The 5,707-nt window shown below is 64.7% G+C and carries 5 protein-coding genes and 1 tRNA gene; 3 read left to right on the top strand and 3 right to left on the bottom strand.

The window, feature by feature from the left end; genetic code table 11:
• Positions 1–39: 39 nt before the first annotated feature.
• Positions 40–115, bottom strand: a tRNA-Trp gene (locus WA702_RS08385).
• A 153-nt stretch (positions 116–268) separates the two neighbouring features.
• Here WA702_RS08385 and WA702_RS08390 point away from each other — a divergent pair.
• Complete coding sequence (locus WA702_RS08390) at positions 269–1,504, top strand: serine hydrolase domain-containing protein (RefSeq protein WP_425110057.1); 1,236 nt, start codon at positions 269–271, stop codon at positions 1,502–1,504.
• Between the two features lie 182 nt (positions 1,505–1,686).
• Here the strand turns inward: WA702_RS08390 and WA702_RS08395 are convergent, their stop codons facing one another.
• Together WA702_RS08395 and WA702_RS08400 are read right to left on the bottom strand one after the other, a co-directional pair.
• Positions 1,687–2,454 carry an SDR family NAD(P)-dependent oxidoreductase gene (locus tag WA702_RS08395; protein WP_425110058.1) on the bottom strand — a complete coding sequence of 256 codons (768 nt, stop codon included), beginning with the start codon at positions 2,452–2,454 and terminating at the stop codon, positions 1,687–1,689.
• Between the two features lie 73 nt (positions 2,455–2,527).
• Positions 2,528–3,244: a histidine phosphatase family protein gene (locus WA702_RS08400; RefSeq protein ID WP_425110059.1), complete on the bottom strand. Its 717-nt coding sequence runs from the start codon at positions 3,242–3,244 to the stop codon at positions 2,528–2,530.
• Positions 3,245–3,400: 156 nt separating this feature from the next.
• On the opposite strand from WA702_RS08400, the gene WA702_RS08405 reads away from it, so the two are divergent.
• Together WA702_RS08405 and WA702_RS08410 are read left to right on the top strand one after the other, a co-directional pair.
• Positions 3,401–4,186 carry an SDR family NAD(P)-dependent oxidoreductase gene (locus tag WA702_RS08405; RefSeq protein WP_425110060.1) on the top strand — a complete coding sequence of 262 codons (786 nt, stop codon included), beginning with the start codon at positions 3,401–3,403 and terminating at the stop codon, positions 4,184–4,186.
• A 796-nt stretch (positions 4,187–4,982) separates the two neighbouring features.
• A partial coding sequence (locus WA702_RS08410; protein WP_425110061.1) for a M20/M25/M40 family metallo-hydrolase occupies positions 4,983–5,707 on the top strand: 725 nt, incomplete at its 3' end.

Raw genomic sequence — 5,707 nt, forward strand, 5'->3', positions numbered from 1 at the left:
AATGGTCGGCTGAATCTTTGGCTAAGCGTTTGATTTTGCTGGCAGGAGTGGTAGGGCTCGAACCTACGACCCCCGGTTTTGGAGACCGGTGCTCTACCAATTGAGCTACACTCCTACGGGACCGGCCGCCAGCGTCGTCCGGTCCGCGCCGTTTCAAGCATAGACGCCGCCCGGAAAGCAAGGGCCGGAACGGACAAATCCGCTGTTCAAGCCGGCCGTTCTTCGCCAAACTTGAGGCAATCCGAGAACAATGCCCCGGGAGTGCCCCATGACCCCACCGACATCTGCGCAAACCGCCGCCCGTCCCACGAATCCGCAGACTCCGCCCTTGCCCGAGGCCAAGCCCGATTCGCTCGGCCTGTCGGCGATCCGGCTGCAGCGGGCCTCGGATGCGTTCAAGCGCGAAGTCGACAAGGGCACCATCCCCGGCGCCACCCTGCTGGTGGCCCGCAAGGGCAAGATCGGCTGGTTCGACGCGATCGGCCGCCAGGGCCCGACCACTGATACCGCGATGGCGAAGGACTCGATCTTCCGCATCTTCTCGATGACCAAGCCGATCGTCTCCGTCGGCATCATGATGCTGGTCGAGGACGGCCAGCTTCTGCTCGGCGACGCCGTTGCCAAGTTCATCCCGGAATTCGCCGATCAGAAGGTCGGCGTCGAGACTGCGAGCGGCGAGCTGACGCTGGTGCCGGTGGAACGTCCGATGACAGTTCAGGACCTGCTCCGCCACACCTCCGGCATCACCTATGACCACACTGGCAACGGCCCAGTGCACAAGCTCTACCAGCAGTCGCGGCTGCGCAGCCGCAAGATCACCAATGCAGAGCACGCCGCGATCGTGGCCAGCCTGCCGCTGATCTGCCAGCCCGGCGTCGAGTTCAACTACAGCCGCTCCACCGACATCCTCGGCCGCATCATCGAGGTGGTGTCGGGCCAGACGCTGGGCGCCTTCCTGACCGAGCGCATCCTGGCGCCGCTGTCGATGGCGGAGACCGGCTTCTCGACCGGAGAAGAGAACGCCGGCCGGCTGGCCGAGCCGTTCGCGACCGATCCGTGGACCAACGAGCAGGTCAATTTGTTCAACATGCTCGACAGACCGGTGATGGAATCCGGCGGCGGCGGCCTGGTCTCGACAACCATGGACTATGCCCGCTTCTGCCAGATGCTGCTCAATGGCGGCGCGCTCGACGGCACCAGGATCATCGGCCGCAAGACGCTGCAGCTGATGGCCTCCGACCATCTCGCGCCCGGCGTGGCAATCCAAGGCACGTTGCTGGCGCCCGGTCACGGTTTCGGCCTCGGCTTTGCCGTGCGCAACAGCGCGGGGCTGGCGCCCTTCCCCGGCTCAGCCGGCCAGTTCTTCTGGAGCGGCATCGCCGGCACCTTCTTCTGGATCGATCCGGCCGAGGATCTGTTCTGCGTGTTCATGGCCCAGGGCCCCGGCCAGCGCGACTACCTGCGCACGCTGGTGCGCGATGTGGTGTACGCGGCGGTGGAGTAGTTGCCGTCGTCCCGGCGAACGCCGCACCCGCCGCCGTCATTCCCCGCGCATGCGGGGAATCCAGTACGCCGCGGCAGCAGTGAGACTCGATATGCCTGCGTTTACTGGATCGCCCGCCTTCGCGGGCGATGATAGTTGAGAACGTGGCGCCGCCGCGGACCCATTCTCTATGCGGCTTCACTTCAACTAATCGTGGCGCCGCCGTCGATCACCATGGTCTGGCCGGTCATGAAGTTACCGGCCGCCGAGCCCAAGAACACTGCCGCGCCCGCGATCTCGTCGGGGATGCCGATGCGCAAGAGCGGCGAGCGCGCGGTCGAGGCCTTCAGATTGTCGGGATTGTCCCACAGCGCCTTGGCGAAGTCGGTCTTGATCAGGCCCGGCGCGATGCAGTTGACGCGTACATTGTGCGGCCCGTATTCGCAGGCGAGATTGCGCGCGAGCTGCATGTCGGCCGCCTTCGAGATCGCGTAGGCGCCGAGAATGGTCGAGCCCTTCAGGCCGCCGATCGAGGACACGATGATCACGGAGCCATCTTTCCGTTCGATCATCTGCGGCACCACCATGCTGATCAGCCAGTTGTTGGCGACGATGTTGTTGTCCAGGATCTTGCGGAACTGATCGTCCGAGATGCCGGCAAGTGGCCCGTAATACGGGTTTGACGCGGCGTTGCAGACCAGCACGTCGATCCGGCCAAAGGCGCGGTTCGCCTCGTCAACAAGATGCTGCAAATTCTCCTTGCTGGAGATGTTGGCGGCGACCGCCACGGCGGTGCCGGCGCCGTGCTTGGCGTTGATCGCCTTCGCCACCTGCTCGCAGACGTCGGCCTTGCGTGACGAAATCACCACCTTGGCGCCGTGCTCGGCCATGCGCTCGGCAATGGCGAGCCCGATGCCGCGCGTGGAGCCGGTGATGACGGCGACTTTGCCGGTCATGTCGAATAGGGTCATGTGTTTCCTCCCGCTTTTTAAATTGTCATTCCGGGGCGATGCGCAGCATCGAACCCGGAATGACGGTCTATAACTAAGCAAGCTTGCTCGTCGTCACCTCCGGCCCGGCCGGCTGATGCATCGCGCGATGCGCCGCGTCGGCCATCCAGGGCTGCTGGTTCACCATCGGCAACCGCCACGTACTTATGCTGCCGGCGGCGTCGCCGGCCACGATATGATCGAGCCGCGTCACCGAGCAATTGTCGATGTCGAAGGCGAGGCTCTTCTCGACCAGGCCGCCGAGCGCCAGTGCGACCGCAGCCTTGATGGTGCCGCCATGGCCGACCGCGATCACGTCGCGGCCCGCCTCATCCGACGTGATGCGCGCGATCGCCGAGGTCACGCGATGATAAAGATCCATGAAACTCTCGCCGCCCGGCGCCGGCTGGTCGATCGCGGCAAACCAATTGCTGCCGACCGGTTGGCTCGCCAGGAACGCCGCGCGGTTCATGCCCTGCCACTGGCCGAGATTCTGCTCGGCGAAATCGGCTTCCCTGATCATTGTCGCAGGCTGCGGAAAACCCGCCGCCCAGATCGCCTCCGCGGTCTGATGCGTGCGCTTGAGGTTGCTCGCATACCACACCGCGTTGCGCGGCAGGACTTTCGCCACCGCCTCGAACACCTCGCGGTCGCCGGTGTCGCAGGCAATGTCGGTCTGGCCATAGATATTGCCGCCATCATTGCGCACCGGCGCGTGGCGCACCCACCACCAGCGCGTCACAACGGCAGCACGGCTCTGATTATTCGACATCACGATTACCTTTCCCTGCACCCTTCCCTGACGCGTCGCATCGCTGTACGTGACTAGTGCAGCACCGCGAGCGCCTCAAGTCACTTCGCGCAGCCGCACGCGTTTGAAACGGCGTTTGAATTCCATCGCGCGCAAAACCACACCAGGAGGATTCCCATGGGCCGTCTCGCAGGCAAATCCGTCATCATCACCGGCGCCGGCAGCGGCATCGGCCGCGCCGCTTCGCTCTTGTTCACGAAAGAAGGCGCCAAGCTGATTGCAGTCGACCGCAGCGAGGGCGTCAAGGAGACGGTCGAGTTGGTGAAGCAACAGGGCGGCGTTGCCGAGGCGGTGATCGCCGATGCGGGTTCCGAATCCGACGTCATCTCCTTCATCGATCGCGCCGTCGCGACCCACGGCCGGCTCGATGCGATCTGGGCCAATGCCGGCATTTCCGGCGGGCTGAAGCCGATCGCCGAGCAGACCGTCGAGCACTGGGAGGAAATCCTGCGCATCAATCTGATCGGGCCGTTCCTCGCCGTGAAGTACGCGATGCCGCACATGGTGAAGCAAGGCGCGGGCGCGATCGTCTGCACGGCATCGGTCGCTGGCTTGAAATCCGGCGCGTCGGGGCATCCTTACGCGGCAAGCAAGGCCGGCGTCATCAGCCTGGTGCAGACCACCGCCTATTCGTTGTCCGGCACCGGCGTGCGCATCAACGCGGTGTGTCCCGGCCTGATCGAGACCGGCATGACCAAGCCGGTGTTCGACCGCGCCAAGGAGCGCGGCACGCAGGACAAGATCGGCCAGCTCAACCCGCTGAAGCGTCCCGGCCAGCCCGACGAGATCGCGGCGATGGGCCTGTTTCTTGCGAGCGACGAAGCGTCCTATGTCAACGGTCAGGCGTTCCCGGTGGACGGCGGGCTGACCGCGTCGATGCCGTATGCGGGCAAGCCGGTGTAGGCGCCTTTCACTCATCGTCGTCCCCCCGCGCATGCGGAGGATCCAGTACGCCGCGGCTTCTCGATCGATCCGCAACGCCTGTGATTACTAGATCGCCCGCCTGCGCGGGCGATGACAACTGAAAGTACGGGCCGACGTCCAAACATGCGTACCCTCTCTTTCCCGCGGCGCGTTCTGCGTCCGGGTGATGCATCGTCATTGTCCCTCTTAACGCAGAGGGCGCAGGGAAGACCGGGTATCCGCTGATACCCGCGGTCCGCGTGCAACAAAAAAGCACGCGGCAGAACCACAGGTTCAGCCAAATATCCGGCCTTCCCCGCGCGATGGCTTTAACGGCTGCTTCGTACTCTCCCTGGGGACCGGCTTGTTGCCCCCATCATCGGCGTATCGTCGCCGAATCGACCTCAGCACCGGGAGGTCGGGACCATACGACTTGACCGTGCGCCTCGTGCCGTTCGTCCGCGTGATCCGATCACGCTGCGACCCGAAACGCCCACCGCTCCCCACCTCGCGTGTCGTGACGATCGCGAACGCCCCTCGTGCCGAGGCGGGATGCGAATAGACAACCATATTTTCTGTAAAAACGAAAGTGAAATTTTCGCACCAGCAAGCATGGAGCGGCGATCGGATTGAAGACGCTGGCGAAATGAGTTTTTCCGCGCGGACGATATTCGCGATCCGCCGGGTGATCCATATCTCACGCGCGGCGCGACGGTCGAAGTGATTTGCCTGGACGGCCCAGCAGCAGCCGGGCGCTGGACCGCCGGCCCGCAAAGGGCATACTCTCCGAGCCATCATGCCAAGCGACCGTATCAACCGCATCAAAGCCATCCTCGCCGAGCTCGTCGGTTTCGACACCGTCAGCGACAAATCGAACCTCGCGCTGATCGACTACGTCGAAGCCTATCTCGCCACGCACGACGTCAGCGCGCAGCGGATCATGGACCCGACCGGCCAGAAGGCCGCGCTGTGGGTGACGATCGGCCCCGCCGATAAGCCCGGCATCGTGCTGTCGGGTCATACCGACGTGGTGCCGGTCACGGGCCAGAGCTGGAGCCACGATCCGTTCGCGCTGGTCGAGCGCGACGGCAGGCTCTATGCCCGCGGCGCGGTCGACATGAAGGGCTTTGTCGCGACCTGCCTTGCGCTGGTGCCGGAGATGACGCGCGCAAAGCTCACCGCGCCGATTCATCTGGCGATCTCCTATGACGAGGAAGTCGGCTGCATCGGCGTGCGGCCGCTGCTGTCAGAGGTCAACAAATTGCAGGTGAAGCCGCTCGCCTGTTTCGTCGGCGAGCCGAGCCTGATGCAGGTCGCGATCGGCCACAAGGGCAAGCACGCGCTGCGCGCGATCGTCCGCGGCGAGGCCGTCCATTCCTCGCTGGCGCCGCAAGGCGTCAACGCGGTCGAATATGCCGCCGACCTGATTGCGGAAATCCGCCGGCGCGCGCGCCAGATCGCGGCGGGCAGTGCGCGCGATGCGCTCTATGACGTGCCCTTCACCACCCTGCTCTCCAGCGT

This window comes from Bradyrhizobium sp., from assembly GCF_049798375.1.
GTDB lineage: Bacteria > Pseudomonadota > Alphaproteobacteria > Rhizobiales > Xanthobacteraceae > Bradyrhizobium.